Genomic DNA, 17,500 nt, shown 5'->3' with positions numbered 1-17,500 from the left:
GGGCCGTGCCTGCCGCGCGGGCCGGGATGGCCAATGCGGATCGGCGGCCGCCCGTTCCGCGGCCCGCCCGTCCGGCCCACCCATCGTGACGGAGTGCCGCGCCAGATGAGGAACGATCTCACGGACATCCCGGGTCTCAGCGTCGGCCACGCGCAGGACGCGCGTGCGGCGAGCGGCGTGACCGCGATCCTGTTCGACGCGCCCGCCACGGCGGCGGTGGACATCCGCGGCGGCGGGCCCGGCACCCGCGAGACCGACCTGCTCGATCCCGAGCGGACCGTGCAGGGCATCGACGCCCTCGTCCTGTCGGGCGGCTCGGCCTTCGGCCTCGACGCGGCGGCCGGCGTGACGGCGTGGCTGGCCGAGCAGGGGCGCGGCTTCGCGGTCGGGCCGGTGCGCGTGCCGATCGTGCCCGCGGCGATCCTGTTCGACCTCCTCAACGGCGGCGACAAGGCGTGGGGCCGCCTCCCGCCCTACCGCGACCTCGGCTTCGCGGCGGCCGCGGCCGCGACCGCGGGGCCGGTGGCCCTCGGCACCGTCGGGGCGGGCTACGGCGCCACCACGGCCAACCTGAAGGGCGGGCTCGGCTCCGCCTCCTCGCGCGTCGCGGGCCTCGACGCCCGCGTGGCGGCGCTCGTCGCGGTCAACGCCTTCGGGCGCGTCACGGTCGGCGAGGGGCCGCATTTCTGGGCCGGGCCCTTCGAGGTCGGCGACGAGTTCGGCGGGCGCGGCCCGGCCCCGCGGATCCCGCCGGAGGCCCTGGCCTGGCCGCGCGCCGCGCCGCCCGGCGCCAGCACGACCCTGGCGGTGGTGGCGACCGACGCGGTCCTGAGCAAGGCGCAGGCGCGGCGCCTCGCCGTGATGGCGCAGGACGGCCTCGCCCGGGCGATCCTGCCGGCCCACACGCCCCTCGACGGAGACTTGGTCTTCGCCGTGGCGACGGGCCGCGCGCCCCTCGCCGACCCGGTCGGCGACCTCGCCCGCCTCGGCGACGCCGCCGCCCGCACCCTGGCGCGGGCGGTGGCGATCGGGGTGCGCGCCGCCACCGCCCTCCCCTTCCCGGGGGCGCTGCCGGCCTGGCGCGACCGCTTCGGCCTCAGAACTGGTAGCGCAGCCCCGCCGTGACCCCGTGGGCGATGCCGGCGCGGGTGCCGAGAGAGGCCTGGTAGTCGAGGCGCCAGCCGAGCCGCTCGGTCAGGTTGCCCTGCAGACCGATCCCGGCGCCGACGACGTCGCGCCGGGCGAAGGCGACCGGCAGCGTCGCCGCCGCGAGCGCGTGCTGCACGCTGGCGAGGCGCACGGAGGCGCTCGCCTGCTGCGGCCCGGCGGCGAGGCTGTAGGCGACGCGCAGGGAGGGGACGAAGCCGCCGCCGAAGCCGTGATAGGCGAGTTCGGCGCCGAAGCGCGCCGTGGTCTGCCGGGCGGTGAGCGCCGCGTAGGCGACGTTGTTGCCCGCCGCCCCCGTCTCGGTGAAGCCGTCGACCGTGGCCGACAGGTAGGTGATCCCCGCGAAGGGCGTCGCGCGCAGCGCCCCGACGTCGAGGGGCAGGCCGGCCTCGCCGTCGAGGGCGAAGCCGCTGCCGCCGGTCCGGCCCTCCGCGGTCAGGCCGTAGGCGGCGGGCCGGCGCAGGCCCGTGAAGTCGAGGAACGGCGCGCCGCCGAGGATGCCCTGGGCGTAGAAGCCGGGCCCGAAATAGCCCGCATAGGCCGAGGCGGTGAAGCCGGCCTGATCCTGGCGGAAGCCGCCGGGGCGGTCGAGGCGGCCGCCCCCGCCTCCGACCGCGAGGCCCGCCCGCCACGGGCCGGTGAGCGGGAGGTCGAACCCGGCCGAGCCCTGCGCGAGCGTGCGGTCGGAGGCGAGGCCGCCGTTGCGGGGCGAATCCGCGAAGACGACGTCGCCGCCGATCCAGACGCCCGACCCGGCGCCCCAGGGACCCGCCCCGGCCTCCGGGGAGCGGCTGCCCCGGCGCAGGGCCGCGAGGTGGTCCGCCGGGCCGCGCACGGCGGCGGCCGCGACGCTCAGGGCCCCGGCGCCGAGGCCCTGGAGCACCACCGGGGCGGTCCGCCTCATCACGGCCAGGGAGAGCGGATCGACGTAGGTCGGCAGCGTCAGCCGGTAGGCCAGGATCACGCTGTCGTTGTCGAGCCCCGCGTCGTAGGGCTGGCCGTTGATCTGGCCCCGGCGGGTCAGGAAGTCGTTGTCGTTGCCCACGAGCAGGAAGTAGTCGTTGGGCGCCTTCTCGCTCAGCACGGGCACGAGGCCCATCGCCTCCCACTTCTCCGAGAGGGTGGTGGGCGTCGCCGGGTTGGTCGAGAGGTTCATGCCGAAGCGGCCGAGCTGCGTCGGGTTCAGCATGTTGACGAGTTCGGTCGTGTGCACCGGCGTGATGCCGGGCGCGAGCGTGCCGCCCGGCGCGAGCGGCGCGGTGCCGTCGTAGGCGGTGCCCGCCACGTTGGTGGCGCCCGCGACGTCGACGAGCAGCACGCTCTTGTAGACGATCGGGGTGGTCGCGCCGGTGCCGAGCCCGTTCGAGTCCCGCGACAGGACCAGGAACTGCGTGTCGTTCAGGGCGAGCATCTCGCTCTGGGCGGCGGTGCGGTTCGGGGCGCCGCCATTGCCGCTCTGCTGGTAGGTGGGGAGCTGGAGCACGTATGCGCGCGCGGGCGCCGCCGGCGTCGGGTTCGCCGAGACGTCGTAGACGAGGATGCGGGTGTTCGTCCGCTGCTGCTGGCTGGGTCCGGAATCCTGCATCGTCGCGCTCTGCAGGATGGTGACGAGGCCGCGCCCGTCCGGTGTCAGCGCGACGGCCTCGAGGCCCTGGTTGTTGCGCCGGCCGGTGTCGGGCGCAGTGACGGAGTTGAAGTTCAGGGCGCCGCCGGTCACCGGCTTGAGGGCCGCCGGGATCCCGAGCACGCCCTGGAGCCGGCCGTCGCGGTCGAAGTAGTAGATGTTCGGCCCGTACTCGTCGCTGACGTAGAAGGAGCCGTCGAGCTTGCGCACCAGCCCCTCGGCGTCGAGGCTGATGCGGCCGGCGCTCGGGCCGCTCGCGGCCGAGGGCAGGACGGCGCCGAGCTGGGTCGTCGTGCCGGCGCCCGGATCGAGGCCGCTGAAGCGCTGGCCCTTGGCGTCGGTGAGCACGATCCCGCCATCCTGGGCGAGCGTGATCTGGCGCTGCGACCCGGGCGATTGCGGCAGCGCGGGCCCCGCATAGGGCGCGAAGGTCAGCGAGAAGCGGTTCAGGCGCCCGGCATAGTCGCTGAACAGGCCGCCATCCGGATTGTTGTAGCCACGGTCCGGCAGCGTGTAGAGCGTGCCCGCATAGGTGTCCCCACGGCGCCGCCACGTCTCGAGGTCGATGGCGAGCGACGAGAAGGAGCCCAGCGTGTCGCCCAGGAAGTCGCGGGTGGCGGCGGGCAGCCGGGCCGCGCCCTGCAGACCCTGGTTCACGAAAGGGATCCCGCCGACCTCGACGGAGACCGGCCCGTCCGCGGTGGCGAGGTTGGGCGTGCGCAGCTGCTGCGCCTGCGCCGCGGCACCGAGGCCGCCACCCGCCAGGAGACCGCCGGCCAGGAGACCGCCGGCCAGCGCGGCCAGCCGGAAGAATGCAGAATCCACGTCGCGCCCCCGCTTCAGCGTGGGGCCGGCTTGCGCATCTCCCATGACAGCATGCTGACGCGGCGTCATCCGGAAGGGCCGCGATCGCGCGTCTCCGTCGAGGCTTGCAGCGACGCCACACCCGCGGTGGCCGGGTGGCGCGGGTCATCCCGCCTCCTCGCTCGCGCGAGACAGCTCCTGCCGCAACGATACGGCTCTTGAGCCGGCGTATCACCGCTTCGGCTTTTAGGAGCATGTACCTATTCACCATCGCCATCCTCAAGGGAAGGCGTGGTGATTTGCATTGGTCCGACGGCGACTTTAGGACGCTTTAACCAGCCAAGCCCATCATGCCGGCGTCTCGACCGGGGCGCGGCGATTCCGCCCCGCCGGGGCAGTCCGTCTCAACGGGATCAGCCGGAATGCGTGTCCTCCTCAACCTCCGCATCGTCACGAAGCTCCTCGTCGTCTTCGCGGCTTTCATCGGCGCGGCCGGCCTGTTCTCTCTCACCGGCTGGCGCAGCCTCGCCACGATCGAGGAGGCGAATGACTGGCGCGACCACACTTACCAAGTGCTCGCGCAGGTCGAGGTGCTCACCACGGCGATGGTCAACCAGGAGACGGGCGTGCGCGGCTACCTGCTGGCCGCGGATGCGAAATTCCTGGAGCCCTACAACGCGGGCGGCCGCGCCTTCACGGAAGCCATGGCCAGGGTCCGCGCCCTCGTCTCCGACAATCCCGCCCAGCTCCAGCGCCTGGACGGCCTCGAGCGCCACGCGCAGGACTGGCGCGGCACGATCGCCGAGCGCGAGATCGCGCTGATGAGGGACGAGCAGACCCGCGCAGAGGCCCGGCAGCTGGAGATCTCGGGGGCCGGAAAGGTGCTGATGGACGCGGTGCGCGCCAAGGCCGCGGAGATCGCGCGGATCGAGCGCACCCTTCTGGAGGAGCGCTCCCGCACCGCCGCTCAGGCGGCCAGCAGCTCGCGGCAGGCCGTCATGCTCGGCATGGGAGCGATGCTGGCGGTGGCGGCCCTCGGACTGGTGCTGCTGAACTGGACCGTCTCGGCCCCGATCCGGCAGATGACGGCCGTGATGGGCGAACTCGCCAGGGGAGAGACCGGCACGGCGGTGCCGTTCCAGGAGCGTCGCGAGGAGGTCGGCGCGATGGCGGTTGCCGTGCAGGTGTTCCGGGAGAACATCATCCGGACGCGGCAGCTGGAGGAGGAGACGGCGCTGGCCCGCGCCTCCGCCGAGGAGCAGCGCAAGGCCGGCATGCGCCAGATGGCCGACAGCTTCGAGGCGGCGGTGGGCGGGATCGTCGGCACGGTCACCTCCTCGGCGACCGAGCTGCAGGCCACGTCCCAGAGCATGACCGCGACGGCGACCGAGACGGCGAGGCGGACCACGACGGTCGCGACCGCCGCCGAGGAGGCGGCCACCAACGTCAACACCGTGGCGACGGCGGCCGAGGAACTGGGCGCCTCCGTGCAGGAGATCGGCCGGCAGGCCGACGGCGCGAGCGACCTTGCCCAGCAGGCGGTGGGCGAGGCGGACCAGACCGCGGCGCTCGTGCAGGAGCTCAGCGGGGCGGTGGCGAAGATCGGCGACGTGGTTGGGCTGATCTCCAACATCGCCAGCCAGACCAACCTGCTGGCGCTGAATGCGACGATCGAGGCGGCCCGGGCGGGCGAGGCCGGACGCGGCTTCGCGGTGGTGGCCGCCGAGGTCAAGGAACTCGCCTCGCAGACCGCCCGCGCGACCGAGGAGATCTCGGGACAGATCGGCCAGATCCAGGGTGCGACCGGGCGGGCCGTCACGGCCATCGGGTCGATCACGGGGCGCATCCGCGAGATCAGCACGGTCGCCACGACGATCGCCGCCGCCGTCGAGCAGCAGGGTTCGGCCACCCAGGAGATCGTCCGCAACGTCGCCCTCGCCTCGACCGGAACCACGGACGTCACCAGCAACATCATCAGCGTGGCGCGCGCCTCGGAGGAGACCGGGGCCGCGGCCTCCCAGGTCCTGGCCTCGGCGTCCGAATTGTCGCGCCAGTCCGAGCACCTCAAGGCCGAGGTCTCGCAGTTCCTGGCGACCGTGCGGGCCGCCTGAGACGGCTCGCGGACCGCGGGGGGCGGCCGCCGGTCGCCCCTTCGGACCGGCGCCGGACGGCCGGTCCGGCCGCGAAGCTAAGCTTTATCGACAGATCTTCTACTGATTGCATACTGAATTTTCGAAGAACGGGTTGCACGCGCGATCTTCTTCGTTTATCGCAGCGCCATCGCAATACGGCGGGTCGACAACGACGTCGAACGCGGCCGGTCCAGTCGGGCCGGCCCGCGGGCCGGCGATGGCTGCGGAGCCGCAGCCCTCACAGACGGCGATAAGACCGGGGCGAGGACGGCGCGTGCGCGCGGCCTCGCCGGCCCGATCCCACTCGCCCCCATCAGGCGACACGCGGCCGACAGAGCCGCGGGGATCGAGGAAACGCCCACAGATGACGCGCGCCGGCCATCGGCCCACGCCCCACTCCGCCACCACCGCGCCCCGGCGCCGGCGGTGGATCGCCACCGGTCTCGCGCTGGTCCTCGGCCTCGCGGCCGCCGCGACCGCGCTGCCGACCGCCCGGAGCGGGCACGCCCCGGTCGCGACGGCGACGGTCGCGGCCCAGCCCCTGCCGCACCTCGCCCGGCAGCTGGCGCGGGGCGCGTCCCTGCGGATCGTCGCCTTCGGCTCCTCCTCGACGGAGGGCGTGGGCGCGAGTTCCCCGGCCGCCGCCTATCCGGCCCGCCTGGAAGCCGCGCTGCGGCAGGCCCTGCCCCATCTCGCCGAGGGCATCGCGGTGCTCAACCGCGGCGTGGGCGGCGAGCACACCGACGACATGCTGGCGCGCCTCGACCGCGACGTGCTCGCGGCGAAGCCCGACCTCGTGATCTGGCAGACCGGCAGCAACGACCCGCTGCGCGGCGTCTCCCTGGCCCATTTCCGCGCCGCGACCCTCGCGGGCCTCGCGCGGATGCGGGACGCGGGCAGCGACGTCGTGCTGATGGAGCCGCAATGGTGCCCGAAGCTCGACGCGACGCCCGGCGCCGACCGGTTCCGCGACGCGGTGCGGGCGATCGGCGCCGAACTCGGCATCCCGGTGATCCGCCGCGCGGAGCTGATGCGGGACTGGATCGCGGAGGGGAAGGCCACCCGCGAGACCCTGTTCGCCCCCGACGGCCTGCACATGGCGGATCGCGGCTACGACCTGCTCGCGCGGGCGGTCGCCCGCGACCTCCTGCACCGCGCGCGGCCCGCCCCCGCCCTGGTGGCCGCGGCCGGGGAGTGACGGCGGGGCGAGGCGGGAGTCTCGCCCGGTCGCGTTCCGCGCATCCCGATCCGCCGACTTGCCCGCGGCGGCCAGCCCGATGTGGGACGGGTCCCGTCCCGGGCGCGCCTGCGGGGCCGCGCGGGCGGGCCGGACCTCTCCCGCGCAGCGGCGAGGATCGCCGGGCGCGGCGCCACCGATCGGCGGCCCCCGGGGCGCGGGGCGCACTCCGTCCGCTGCCGTACCGCTCCCGCCCGCGCACGGCCCCGGGGCCAGGAACAGGCCCCCGCATCCCGCCCGTTGACCCCGCGCCGGAGCCGGACATTGCGGACCCGGCCGATCGCGCCGCGGCGATTCCCCCGGGGCCGCGATCCGGGCCTCTTTGCCGACGTGACTCCCCCGGGGTTCTCCGCGCGACGGATGGTGTTCCATGGCTGAGACGGTCGGTGATTTCCTGTGCCAGCGCCTCTCCGACTGGGGGGTGCGGACGATCTTCGGGTATCCCGGGGACGGCATCAACGGGCTGCTCGGGGCGATGCAGCGCGCCGACAAACCCTTCCAGTTCATCCAGGCGCGGCACGAGGAGATGGCGGCCTTCATGGCCTGCGCCTACGCCAAGTTCACGGGCGAACTCGGCGTCTGCCTCGCCACGTCGGGGCCCGGGGCGACGCATCTGATCACCGGCCTCTACGACGCCCGGCTCGACCACATGCCGGTGCTCGCCATCGCGGGCCAGCAGGCGCGCAACGCGCTCGGCGGCCACTACCAGCAGGAACTCGACCTCACCAGCGCCTTCAAGGACGTGGCCGGCGCCTTCGTGCAGCAGGCGAGCGCCCCGGCCCAGGTCCGCCACCTCGTCGACCGGGCGGTGCGCATCGCCAGGGCGAACCGGGCGGTCACGGCGATCATCCTGCCGAACGACCTGCAGGAGGCGCCCTACGAGGATCCGCCGCGCAAGCACGGCACCCTGCAATCGGGCGTGGGCTACAGCGACCCGCGCGTCCTGCCGAGGGAGGCCGACCTGAAGGAGGCCGCCGCCGTGCTGAACGCGGGCGAGAAGGTCGCGATCCTGGTCGGCGCCGGCGCGCTGCACGCCACCGACGAGGTGGTGGCGGTGGCCGAGGCGCTCCAGGCCGGCGTCGCCAAGGCCCTGCTCGGCAAGGCGGCGGTGCCGGACGACCTGCCCTGGGTCACGGGCTCGATCGGGCTCCTCGGCACCAAGCCGAGCTGGGACCTGATGATGGAGTGCGACACGCTGCTGATGATCGGCTCGGGCTTCCCCTATTCGGAGTTCCTGCCCAAGCCCGGCCAGGCCCGCGGGGTTCAGATCGACCTCAAGGCCGAGATGCTCTCCCTGCGCTACCCGATGGAGGTGCCCCTGGTGGGCGATTCCGTCGAGACCCTGCGCGCCCTGCTGCCACTGCTGCAGCGCAAGCCCGTCGGCGGCGCGTGGCGCCGAGGCATCGAGGAGGGCGTCGCCGCGTGGTGGCGGGAGGCCGGGGAGCGCGCCATGGCCGGGGCGAACCCGGTGAACCCGCAGCGCGTGACCTGGGAGCTCTCGCCGCGGCTGCCGGACCGGGCGATCATCACCTCGGATTCCGGCTCCTGCGCCAACTGGTTCGCCCGCGACCTGAAGATCCGCCGCGGCATGATGTGCTCGCTCTCGGGCGGCCTCGCCTCGATGGGCGCGGCGGTGCCCTACGCCATCGGCGCCAAGGTCGCCCATCCGGACCGCCCGGTGATCGCCCTGGTGGGCGACGGGGCCATGCAGATGAACAACATGGCCGAGCTGATCACGGTCGCCAAGTACCGCGAGCACTGGCCGAACCAGACCTTCGTCTGCTGCGTGTTCAACAACGAGGACCTGAACCAGGTGACCTGGGAGCAGCGGGTGCAGGAGGGCAACCCGAAATTCGAGACCACCCAGGTGATCCCGAACGTGCCCTATCACCGCTTCGCCGAGCTGATCGGCCTGAAGGGCCTCTACGTGGACGATCCCGAGAAGCTCGGCGCCGCCTGGGACGAGGCCCTGGCGAGCCCGATCCCGGTGGTGCTGGAGGTGAAGACCGATCCCGAGGTGCCGCCGCTGCCGCCGCACATCAGCCTGGAACAGGCCCGCAAGTTCATGGGCATGCTCTGGAAGGGCGATCCCCGCGAGAGCCACCTGCTGGCCGACACGGCCCGGCAGGTGCTCGCCAGCGTCCTGCCCGGCGACCGGGGCTGAGCCATGCGCCCCGAGGCCCCGATCGACGCCGTCACGGCCCGGGCCTACGCGGTCCCGACCGACGCGGCCGAAGCGGACGGCACCTTCGCGTGGCACCGCACCACCCTGGTGGTGGTCGAGGTCGCGGCGGGGGACCGGAGAGGCCTCGGCTACACCTACTCGGATGCGGGGAATGCCGGGCTCGTCAAGGGCACGCTCTCCCCCCTGCTGAAGGGGGGCGACCCCTTCGACGTCCCGGCGCTCACCGCGCGGCTCCGGCGCCGGGTGCGCAATCTCGGCCGCGCGGGCCTCGCCGCCACCGCCATCTCGGCCCTCGACGCGGCCCTGTGGGACCTGAAGGCCCGCCTCCTCGACCTGCCGCTCGTGCGCCTCCTCGGGGCGGCGCGGCCGGCCGTCGCGATCTACGGCAGCGGCGGCTTCACCAGCTACGGCGAGGCGCGGCTCACCGCCCAGCTCGCCGGCTTCGTCGAGCGGGACGGCTGCCGCGCCGTGAAGATGAAGATCGGCAGCGATCCCGACCGCGACCCCGACCGGATGCGCGCGGCGCGGGCGGCGATCGGCGGGGCGGCGCTGTTCATCGACGCGAACGGCGCCTTCTCGCCCCGCGCCGCCCTGGCCATGGCCGAGACGGCGGCGGGCCTCGGCGTGCGCTGGTTCGAGGAGCCGGTCTCCAGCGACGACCGCGCGGGCCTGCGCTTCGTGCGCGAGCGGGTGCCGGCCGGCATCGACGTGGCGGCCGGAGAATACGCCTACTCCCTCGACGACGTCCGGCACATGCTGGAGGCGGGCGCCGTCGACGTGCAGCAGGCGGACGCGACGCGCTGCGGCGGGGTCTCGGGCTTCCTGGCGGCGGGCGCGCTCTGCGAGGCGCACCACACCGACCTGTCGGGCCACTGCGCCCCCGCCCTCCACCTCCACCCGGCCTGCGCCGCCGCGCGGGTCCGCCACCTCGAATGGTTCCACGACCACGTCCGCATCGAGTCGATGCTGTTCGACGGGGCGCCGGTCCCGCGGGAGGGGCGGATCGCGCCGGACCTCGGCCGGCCCGGCCACGGCCTCACCTTCAAGCACCAGGACGCGGAGCGCTATGCTGTCTGAGAGCGGCCGGGGCGCGGTCGGGGCGCGGGCCGCGGCACCGGCCCCGCTCGCGATCAGGATCCACCCGCTGGCCGCGCTCGCCGCGGCGGCGGCGGGGATCGGCGTGCTGACCTGGCTCGCGGCCGGGCGCGGGCGCGGCGGCCCCGCCCGCGCGAACCGGACGACCGCGCGCGCGGCGCAGCGCCTCAACCACGCCTCGACGCTGCTCGCGACCTCGGTCCTGCTCGACAGCGGCCTGGAGCACGAGCGCGGCCAGTTCTTCAACCCCGCCATGGTGACGCCGATCCTGGTGTCGAGCGCGGTCCTGTCCTCCTCCCTGCACGGGGCGGGCGAGGCGCGCGGGCGCGCCTCCCGGACGCGCCACGCCGTGCAGGCGCTCGCGGCCGCGACGGGGTTCGTCGGGCTCGGCTTCCACGCCTACAACGTCGGCAAGCGCGAGGGCGGCTATTCCTGGGAGAACCTGTTCTACGCCGCCCCGATCGGCGCGCCCCTCGCGCTGACGCTCGCGGGCGCGCTCGGCGTGGCGGCGGAGCGCGTCCGCGCCGCCGACCCGGACGAGCCGCGCCTCCTCGGCGCCGCGGCCGGGCCCGCCCTGGCGCTCGGCACCGCGCTGGGCCTCGCCGGCACCGTCGGGGAGGCGGGGCTGCTGCATTTCCGGGGCGCCTTCCACAACCCGGCCATGCTGCTGCCGGTGAGCGTGCCGCCGCTCGCGGGCGCGCTCCTCGCCGCCTGCGCCGCCGCCCCGGGCCGGCGCCATCCCGCCGCCCGCGCCCTCGTCGGGGCGACCGCGCTCCTGGGCCTCGGCGGGGTCGGGTTCCACGCCTACGGGATCGGCCGGAACATGGGCGGCTGGCGCAACTGGAGCCAGAACCTGCTCAACGGCCCGCCCCTGCCGGCGCCGCCGGCCTTCACGGGCCTCGCGCTCGCGGGCCTCGCCGCCCTCGATCTCCTGGAGCGACCCGGCCATGGCTGACCCGCGCCGCGACCTCTATCCGGGCTACGACGTGCTCGCCAAGCGCGACGGGCCGTCCTGGAACGCCAAGACCCGGGAGGTGGTGGCGGCGCGCCTCGCCATCCGCCCGGACACGCGCCGGTTCTTCACGCCCGACGAGTGGGAGACCCTGACGGCGGTCTGCGCGCGCATCGTTCCCCAGGCGGCGGCGCGGCCGGACCGCATCCCGGTCGCCGCGCTCATCGCCGACAGCCTGGATCGGGGTGAGCGCGACGGCTACCGCCACGCGGCGATGCCCGAGGCGGGCGAGGCGTGGCGCCGCGGCCTGCGCGCCCTCGACGCGGAGGCGCTCGCCGCCCACGGTGCCCGCTTCCACGCCCTCGATCCCGCCCGGCAGGACGCGCTGCTGCGGGCGGCGGAGCGCGGGGCACTCGGCCACGAGGCCTGGGGCGGCATGCCCTGCGCCCTGTTCTTCCGCCAGCGCGCCGTCGACGATTGCGTGCGCGCCTACTACGCCCATCCCGCCGCCTGGAGCGAGATCGGCTGGGGCGGGCCGGCGAGCCCGCGCGGCTACGTGCGGATGGATTTCGACCGGCGCGACGCCTGGGAGGCGGCCGAGGCCAAGCCCGGCCGCGAGGAGGAGGCGCGGCGGGAGAACCTGCGCGTCGGGCAGGTGTGAGGCGGCGATGAGGATTCCCGGCATCGGCACCGCGGCCGACAACCCGACGCACCGCGTCCCGGACGACGATCCCGAGCAGGTTCCCCGCGCCCGGGACGGGCGGGCGCCGAACGTGATGCGGATCGGCGAGTGGGTGCCGATGCGCCAGCACCGCGACGAGGAGGAGGTCGACTTCGCCATCGTGGGCACCGGGGCCGGGGGCGGCACCCTCGCCTGCCGGCTGGCCGAGCAGGGCTTCTCCGTCGTCGCCCTCGATGCCGGACCGTACTGGCGGCCGCTGGAGGATTTCGCCTCCGACGAGAGCCACCAGTCGAAGCTCTACTGGACCGACGAGCGCCTCGTCGACGGCGACAACCCGCTGCAGATGGGCTCGAACAATTCCGGCCGGGCGGTGGGCGGCTCGACCGTCCACTTCGCCATGGTGTCGCTGCGCTTCCGGCCCGAGTGGTTCCGCTCGCGCAGCCTCCTCGGCTACGGCGCCGACTGGCCGCTCGATTGGCGCGAGATGTGGGACTATTACGGGCAGGTCGAGCAGGCGCTGAAGATCGCCGGGCCGGTGACCTATCCGTGGGGCCCCAAGCGACCCCGCTACCCGTACCGTGCCCACGAACTCAACGCGGCCGCCCGGGTGCTGGCCCGCGGCGCGGAGGCGCTCGGCATCGGCTGGGCGCCGACGCCCCTCGCCACCGTCTCGGCGCCGCGGGGCGACTCGCCGCCCTGCGTCTATCGCGGCTTCTGCACGCTCGGCTGCTCGACCAACGCCAAGCAGAGCGTGCTCGTCACCTGGCTGCCCCGCGCCCTGCGGGCCGGCGCCGAGATCCGCGACCTCGCCATGGTCGGCCGGATCGAGACGCGCAACCGCCGCGCCACCGGGCTGCACTACCACCGCGAGGGGCGCTGGCGCTTCCAGCGGGCGCGCCACGTGGTGGTGGCGGGCTACGCGATCGAGACCCCGCGCCTCCTGCTGATGTCCGCCACTCCGGACTTCCCGGACGGCCTCGCCAATTCCTCGGGGCTGGTCGGCCGCTACCTCACGGTGCAGGGCAACCAGGCGGTCTGGGGCGTGATGGAGGAGGAGGTCCGCTCCTACAAGGGCCCGCCCTCCCTGGCCCTCACCGAGCACTGGAACTACGAGGACGAGGGCAAGGACTTCTTCGGCGGCTATTGCTACATGAGCCAGGGCCCGCTGCCGAGCCTGTGGAGCCGCACGCTCGCGGGCAGCCGCGGCCTGTGGGGCGACGCGCTCATCGCCGAGATGCAGCGCTACAACCACGTCGCCGGGCTCAAAGTCGTCTCCGAATACATGCCGCAGGAGCGCAACGGCGTGACCCTGGCGGAGGAGACCGACCGCTACGGCCTGCCGATCCCGCGGATCACCTATTCGTGGTGCGACAACGACAGGGCCGTGAACCGGCACAGCCTCGCCTTCATGCGGCAGGCCCTCGCGGCGGCCGGCGCCCGCGAGATCTGGGCGCAGGAGGACGACACCTGCCACCTCAACGGGACCGCCCGGATGGGCAGCTATCCCCGCACCAGCGTCGTCGACGCCGATTGCCGCTCCTGGGACATCCCGAACCTCTGGATCTGCGACGGCTCCGTCTTCCCGACCGTGGGCGGGGTCAACCCGTCCCTGACGATCCAGGCGATCGCGCTGCGCACCGCCGACCGGATCGGGGCGCTCGCCGCCCGCGGGGACCTTTCGGCCCGCTCCCGCGCTTGGTCCGGGTGAGGGCGAGGAGGAGCGGGATGCCGGCAGCAGACGCCGCGATCGTGGTGGAGGCGGGCGCCGTGATCGGCGAGGGGCCGTACTGGTCGCCGCAGGAGCGGGTCCTCTACTGGATCGACGTGAAGGCGCCGGCCCTCTTCCGCACCGAGCCGGGCAGCGGGGCGACGCGGCGCTGGCCGCTGCCGGCGGAGATCGGCGGCTACACGCTCCTGCCGGACGGCGCGGGCGCGCTGGTGGCGCTCCGCGGCGGCCTCTTCGCCCTCGACTTCGCGAGCGGCGCCCTCGACCGCCTCGCCGCGCCGCCCTTCGACCCGCGCACGCACCGCTTCAACGAGGCCGATTGCGATCCGGCCGGGCGGCTCTGGATCGGGACGATGTTCGAGCCGCTTCCCGGCACCGAGGCGCCGCCGCGGCCGGACCACCTCTACGCCTATACGAGGGAGGAGGGACTCGTGCGCCACGCCGCGACCGCGCTCACCGCCAACGGCTTCGCCTGGAGCCCGGACGGCGGCAGGTTCTACCTCGCCGACAGCCGGGAGGGCCGCATCGACGCCCTCGCCTTCGACCCGGCGCGGGGCGCCCTCGGTCCGGGCCAGCCCTTCGCGGCGCTGCCCGCCGGTCTCGGCGTCCCGGATGGCGGCGCGGTCGACGCCGAGGGCTTCTACTGGAGCGCGATCCACGGCGGGGGCTGCCTGCACCGCTACGCGCCGGACGGCCGGCTCGACCGCGCGGTGCCGCTCCCCGTCCGCTACCCGACCATGATGGCCTTCGGCGACGAGGATCTGGGGACGCTCTACGTGACGAGCGCCCGCAAGGACGACGCGGCCCCGCAGGCGGGCGCCGTCCTGCGCCTGCGGCCCGGCCCGCGCGGCCGGCCGCGCCCCCGCTTCGGGGAGGCCCTGCCGCGGGAGTCCCGGCCATGAGCCCGCGCCGTCCCAGCGCCGTCGTGACGGGCGGCACCGCCGGGGTCGGGCGGGCGGTGGCGCTCGCCTTCGCCCGCCGGGGCTACGACGTCGCCGTGCTGGCCCGCGGCCGGCGCGGGATCGACGGCACCCTGGCGGAGCTGCGCCGGGCGGGCGCGCGGGCGCTCGGCTTCCAGGCCGACGTGGCGGATGCGGGCGCGGTGCAGCGGGCCGCCGACGCGGTCGCGGAGGCCTGGGCGGGGATCGACGTCTGGGTCAACAACGCGATGGTGACCGCCTACGCGCCGGTGCGGCGGCTGAGCCCGGACGAGTTCCGGCAGGTCACGGCCGTGACCTATCTGGGCCAGGTGCACGGCACGCTGGCGGCCCTGCGGCACATGGCACCGGCCGACCGCGGCACGATCGTCTGCATCGGCTCGGCGCTCGCCTACCGGTCGATCCCGCTCCAGGCGCCCTACTGCGCCGCCAAGGCGGCGGTGCGCGGCTTCGTCGATTCCCTGCGCTGCGAGATCCTGCACGACGGCAGCCGGGTGCGGCTCACCATGGTGCAGCTGCCGGCGGTCAACACGCCGCAATTCGACTGGGCCCGCTCGGTCCTGCCGCGCCGGCTCCAGCCGGTGCCGCCGATCTACCAGCCCGAGGCGATCGCCCGGCACGTCGTGCGGGCGGCGGAGGAGGCGCCGCGCGAGCTCTGGATCGGTCCCCCGGCCTGGCAGGCGATCCTCGGCACCCTGGTGGCGCCCGGCCTGCTCGACCGCTACCTCGCCACGGCCGCCTACGAGGGCGAGATGACGCCCGAGCCGGCGGACCCGCACCGGCCGGACAACCTGTTCGGGCCGGTCGACACGGATCCCGGGGCGCATGGCCGCTTCGACGGGCGGGCGCGGGCGAGCGTGGTCGCGGCCGCCCCGAGCACGCTGAAGGCCGGGCTGGCCCTCGGGCTCGGGCTGCTCGCCGGCGGGGCGCTGCTCGCCGCGCGGCGGCCGAGGCGGTGAGGGGCGCCGCCCCTCGTCCCAAAGCGATGAGGGGCGCCGCCCCTCGTCCCGAAGCGGTGAGGGGCGCCGCCCCTCGTCCCACATCCGAGCGATCCCTTCGGGATGGCGGATTGGGGCGTCGCTCAAGCGCCGCGCGGGATCGTGAGACGGGATCCGCTTCGACCAACCGGGTCCCGGATCACTCCGGCAGCGCGAACACCGTCAGCATCCCGCCCGGGGCCGTGTACTGCGACAGGGCCGCGTAGCCGCCCACCGCCCCCGACCCGTCCGCCGGATCGGTGAGCCCGGCGGCGAGCCCGATCCCGGCCCAGCCGCCGACCCCGGACAGCACCGCCACGTATTGCCGGCCTCCATACGCGTAGGTCGTCACGTTGCCGACGATCCCCGACCCGGTCCGGAACCGGTAGAGCTCGCGCCCCGTCCGGGCGTCGAGCGCCTTCAGGTCGCCCTCCAGGGTCCCGTAGAACACCACCCCGCCGGCCGTCGCGAGCGCCCCCGACCAGACCGAGAAGGTCTCGGGCCGCGACCACGCGATCCGCCCCGCGATCCCGTCCCAGGCGATGAAGGCCCCCGTGTGCCGGCTGCCCTCCGGCGGGTGCAGCGTCAGCGTCGCGCCCACGAAGGGCTGGCCGGCCGCGTAGGTCACCTGAAAGGGCTCGTAATCCATGCACATGTGGTTGGTCGGCACGTAGAACAGGCGCGTCCGCGGCGAGTAGGCCGCGGGCTGCTGGTTCTTGGCGCCGAGCGCGCCGGGGCAGATGCCGGTCGTGGTCTCGTCCTCGCCCTTCGTCTCGGGGGCGTAGCGCGGATCGACCTCGGGGCGGCCGTAATCGGGCGAGGCGCGATCCATCACGATCCGGCGCGCCCAGTTCACGCTCGGATCGAACTTCTCCGCCACCAGCACGTCCCCGCTCTCCCGGTCCAGGGTGTAACCGAAGCCGTTGCGGTCGAAATGGGTGAGGAGGCGGCGCGGGCGGCCGTCGACGTCCTGGTCGGTCAGGATCATCTCGTTGACGCCGTCATAGTCCCACTGGTCGTGCGGCGTCATCTGGTAGACCCAGCGCGCCGTCCCGGTCTCGACGTCGCGGGCGATGATCGCCATGGCCCAGCGGTTGGCGCCGGGGCGCTGGGCCGGGTTCCAGGTCGAGGGATTGCCGGTCCCGTAATAGACGAGGTCGAGGGCCGGGTCGTAGGAGAACCAGCCCCAGCTGCAGCCGCCCCCGATCCGCCACTGGTCCCCCTGCCAGCTGGAGAGGGAGGAATCCCGCCCGATCGGGCGGCCGAGTTCGGTCGTCCGCTCCGGGTCGACCAGCATGTCGGCGTCGGGTCCGGTCGCGTAGGCGCGCCAGAGCCGGCGCCCCGTCGCCTGGTCGTAGGCGGTGACGTGGCAGCGCGCGCCGTACTCGCCTCCCGAGAGGCCGACGATGAGCCTGTCGCGCACCGGCAGCACCGTCGCGGTGTTGGTCTCGCCGCGGGCCGGATCGCCGTTGCGCACGCTCCACACTTCGCGCCCGGATTCGAGGTCGAGGGCCACCACCCTGGTGTCGGCGAGTTGCAGGAAGAGCTTGCCGTTCGCGGCGGCCGGCCCCCGCCAGACCGTGTCGCAGCACATCACCGGGATGACGTTCGCCTCCTGGCGCGGGGCGTAGCGCCACGCGATCCGTCCGTCCCGGTCGAGGTCGAGGGCGTAGACCACGTTCGGGAACGGCGTGTGCACGATCATCAGGTGGCCGACGACCAGGGGCGCGCCCTCGTGGCCCCGCAGCACGCCGGTCGAGAAGGTCCAGGCGACCTTGAGCCGGCCGACATTCTCGGCGGTGATCTGGTCGAGCGCCGCGTAGCGGGTATTGGCGTAGTCGAGGGTCTGGAGGACCGGCGCGGCGGCGTCCCCGGCCCGGGCCGGGACCGCCGCGAGCAGCAGGGCGATGAGGACGAGGAGACGCATCGGGCACATCCTTGGCGGGGCCCCGCCCTGACCGGGCCGCCGGGCGAAAGCGTG

At 74.6% G+C, this 17,500-nt stretch carries 12 protein-coding genes; 10 read left to right on the top strand and 2 right to left on the bottom strand.

All coding sequences use genetic code 11. The features are described from left to right. Positions 1-105 precede the first annotated feature (105 nt). Complete coding sequence (locus QA634_RS10610; protein ID WP_043702204.1) at positions 106-1,125, top strand: P1 family peptidase; 1,020 nt, start codon at positions 106-108, stop codon at positions 1,123-1,125. Here QA634_RS10610 and QA634_RS10605 read toward each other — a convergent pair. Then, positions 1,097-3,616 (bottom strand): esterase-like activity of phytase family protein, encoded by a 2,520-nt coding sequence (locus QA634_RS10605; protein WP_043702201.1) that lies wholly within the window; start codon positions 3,614-3,616, stop codon positions 1,097-1,099. The two genes, QA634_RS10610 and QA634_RS10605, sit on opposite strands and share 29 nt — an antisense overlap. Before the next feature lie 401 nt (positions 3,617-4,017). On the opposite strand from QA634_RS10605, the gene QA634_RS10600 reads away from it, so the two are divergent. The 9 genes from QA634_RS10600 (at position 4,018) to QA634_RS10560 (ending at position 15,501) form a co-directional block, all read left to right on the top strand. After that, positions 4,018-5,706 (top strand): methyl-accepting chemotaxis protein, encoded by a 1,689-nt coding sequence (locus QA634_RS10600; protein ID WP_012331963.1) that lies wholly within the window; start codon positions 4,018-4,020, stop codon positions 5,704-5,706. 385 nt (positions 5,707-6,091) lie between these two features. Beyond that, a complete protein-coding gene (locus QA634_RS10595) occupies positions 6,092-6,925 on the top strand; it encodes an SGNH/GDSL hydrolase family protein (RefSeq protein WP_012331962.1) in 834 nt (277 codons plus the stop codon). Positions 6,926-7,334: 409 nt separating this feature from the next. Continuing rightward, positions 7,335-9,128 carry a thiamine pyrophosphate-requiring protein gene (locus QA634_RS10590; RefSeq protein WP_012331961.1) on the top strand — a complete coding sequence of 598 codons (1,794 nt, stop codon included), beginning with the start codon at positions 7,335-7,337 and terminating at the stop codon, positions 9,126-9,128. 3 nt (positions 9,129-9,131) lie between these two features. After that, positions 9,132-10,226: an enolase C-terminal domain-like protein gene (locus tag QA634_RS10585; protein ID WP_012331960.1), complete on the top strand. Its 1,095-nt coding sequence runs from the start codon at positions 9,132-9,134 to the stop codon at positions 10,224-10,226. Next, positions 10,216-11,199, top strand: coding sequence for a hypothetical protein (locus tag QA634_RS10580; RefSeq protein WP_012331959.1), 984 nt, complete (start codon positions 10,216-10,218; stop codon positions 11,197-11,199). Before QA634_RS10585 ends, QA634_RS10580 begins: the two co-directional genes overlap by 11 nt. Next, the gene (locus QA634_RS10575; protein WP_012331958.1) at positions 11,192-11,857 is read left to right on the top strand and encodes a gluconate 2-dehydrogenase subunit 3 family protein; all 666 of its coding nucleotides are present in this window, start codon (positions 11,192-11,194) and stop codon (positions 11,855-11,857) included. The genes QA634_RS10580 and QA634_RS10575 overlap by 8 nt, the downstream gene beginning before the upstream one ends. A 7-nt stretch (positions 11,858-11,864) precedes the next feature. After that, positions 11,865-13,586, top strand: a complete 1,722-nt coding sequence (locus QA634_RS10570) for a GMC family oxidoreductase (protein WP_012331957.1) — start codon at positions 11,865-11,867, stop codon at positions 13,584-13,586. Positions 13,587-13,603: 17 nt separating this feature from the next. Continuing rightward, on the top strand, positions 13,604-14,506 hold the full coding sequence (locus tag QA634_RS10565) for an SMP-30/gluconolactonase/LRE family protein (RefSeq protein WP_012331956.1): 903 nt from the start codon (positions 13,604-13,606) through the stop codon (positions 14,504-14,506). Next, positions 14,503-15,501, top strand: a complete 999-nt coding sequence (locus QA634_RS10560) for an SDR family oxidoreductase (RefSeq protein ID WP_012331955.1) — start codon at positions 14,503-14,505, stop codon at positions 15,499-15,501. Before QA634_RS10565 ends, QA634_RS10560 begins: the two co-directional genes overlap by 4 nt. Positions 15,502-15,679: 178 nt before the next feature. On the opposite strand, the gene QA634_RS10555 is transcribed toward QA634_RS10560, so the two are convergent. After that, positions 15,680-17,446 (bottom strand): methanol/ethanol family PQQ-dependent dehydrogenase, encoded by a 1,767-nt coding sequence (locus QA634_RS10555; RefSeq protein WP_012331954.1) that lies wholly within the window; start codon positions 17,444-17,446, stop codon positions 15,680-15,682. Positions 17,447-17,500 lie beyond the last annotated feature (54 nt).

It is taken from the genome of Methylobacterium sp. CB376, from assembly GCF_029714205.1.
Lineage (GTDB): Bacteria > Pseudomonadota > Alphaproteobacteria > Rhizobiales > Beijerinckiaceae > Methylobacterium.
This window is presented reverse-complemented; position numbering and strand designations above follow the sequence as displayed.